The 1,564-nt window shown below is 73.5% G+C and carries 1 protein-coding gene; it reads right to left on the reverse strand.

Features of this window, described 5'->3' with window-relative positions; genetic code table 11:
• Positions 1-855, reverse strand: an 855-nt coding sequence (locus tag AB0O00_RS38825; protein ID WP_363659385.1) for a DUF6603 domain-containing protein, incomplete at its 3' end; no start/stop codon positions are given.
• Between the last annotated feature and the right edge of the window lie 709 nt (positions 856-1,564).

The raw sequence follows: 1,564 nt of genomic DNA on the forward strand, positions 1-1,564 counted from the left end.
CTTCACGTCCGGGAGCTGGAGCAGCAGGGCCAGGTCGGCCCGGACCAACGGCCCGATGCCCGGCAGGTCGAGCCAGGTGAGGGCGAAGGTCGGCCCGAGCACCTGGGTGCCCGGGCTGACCGGGAAGAAGTCCTCCAGCGCGTCCCAGAGCGTGCCGGCGTCGCGCACCGGGTCCTGGGGGAACAGCGCCGCCGCGGCGCCGCCGTCGGCGAGCCGCCGGCGTAACCGGTCGGTGTCCACCCGCCGATTGGCACCGACGATGCCACCGACCGCGTTCAGGCCGAAGCCGAAGCCCAGCTGCACGGCCGGCGAAAACCGCGCGGACAACAGCACCAGCAGCGACGCCGCCTGCCCCTGCGGCGCCCGCAGGATCGCCGCCCCGAGCACCTCCAGCGGCCCCACACCCACCCCGAGCGCCCCCGCCAGCCGCTCCGCCGAGACCGCCAGAGCCCCACCGCCGGACAGCCCCGGCGCGCCCAGGCCCAGGCTGCCGGTAGGGGAGGGGACCAGCGCGATCACGTGCACGGCCGGCGGGCTGGGGACCTTGACGACGGCGGCGGGAACGGCCACCGCGATCAGACCGGGGCCGAGGGACACCGTACGGGTCACACCCGCCGCGGTGAGGTCGGCGTCGCCGAGAGACCTCAGCGCATCGCGCAGCCCCGGCACATCCGGCACGCCCGCGGGCAGTCGCTTGGCCACCAAGGACCGGACCGCAGCCTCGGTCTCCTTGAGGTCGTCCAGGGTCTTCGTGCCGTTGGCGACCGCGTCCACCAAGGCCACCAGTTTCCCGGCGGAGCGGGGATCTTTGTCGGCGAGCAACGCATCGAGGGCTTGGACCAGCTGATCGGCCATGACGACCCGAATTCGGCCAACCCCGCCCGAACGGCGGGCCCGGCTGGAAGCAGGGTGCGGCAGGCCTCGCAGCGCCGGGCCGCACACCAGGGCTGCTGACACCTCCATTCGACCATCCGGGTGCGCCGCCCGCATCCGGAAAGCCGGCACTCAGACCGCTCTGAAGTCCCTCTGCCGAACTGGGCTCTGTCCCGCAATCGGTGGTGGCGAAGGGCGGCCGGCACCGGTGGCATGGTGCGTGAGATGTCAATGATCTTGTGGGCGTGGTGTTTTCGGGGTTGATCGGTCAGGCGGTTGCTCGTCCGCTACTGTCGCGTCGACCTGATCCGCATGACCAACTCGGCTGCGTGCCATGAGGTGTTGACGGATCTCGCGGAGGAGGAGCCCGGCGCTCGGTATGGCTTGGCACCGCCGCATTGCGCACGTCCGTCGACCGCGTGACGCTGGAATGCGACTCTCGCCCCCGAAGGACCTGCGCCCGGCCCGGCCCGGCACCACCACCGACGGCCCGCTGCTGCTGCGGCCGGCCTGGAGCACATCGGGCGCCTGGCCGAGCGCGGTATCCGCGTCGTCCTCGGCGGGCGGGTGCGCTTCGGCGGCGCGGAGGGGGGGAGCCCGGAGCTCTCGCACGGACCTGAGCGGGTCCGGTGTGGCTGCGGCCGGTCGGCGGGGCCTGGGGGGGCGCTCGCGGGGATCGGCCGTGAAGCGG

Origin of the sequence: Kitasatospora sp. NPDC093558 (genome assembly GCF_040683475.1) — a bacterium.
Classification (GTDB): Bacteria; Actinomycetota; Actinomycetes; order Streptomycetales; family Streptomycetaceae; genus Kitasatospora.